The sequence below is a fragment of the Bittarella massiliensis (ex Durand et al. 2017) genome (assembly GCF_017566145.1).
Taxonomy (GTDB): Bacteria; Bacillota; Clostridia; order Oscillospirales; family Ruminococcaceae; genus Bittarella; species Bittarella massiliensis_A.
Map to the genome: position 1 here is coordinate 1 of NZ_JABFCL010000357.1, position 212 is coordinate 212.

1 pseudogene is annotated in these 212 nt (G+C 62.7%); it reads left to right on the forward strand.

Going from position 1 to position 212, the window contains the following annotated elements:
* Positions 1 to 212: pseudogene (locus HJY11_RS14660) on the forward strand (hypothetical protein); the annotation flags it as partial.

Consider the following 212-nt stretch of genomic DNA (forward strand, 5'->3'; position numbering starts at 1 on the left):
TGGGTCAACTCGGCGAGGTACTCCGCCATCCGGCGCCACTGCTCGCCATCCTCGGCGTGTCCCTCGTCGCCATGCCCGCCCTCGCGTTCCTCCTGTCGAGCGCGATCTTCGCCGGCAACACCGATATCGTCACCGGGATTTTGATCGAGTACAGCGTTCCCATAGGAATCGTCAGCTTCATGTGGGTGGGTATGTTCTCGGGCAACACCGCC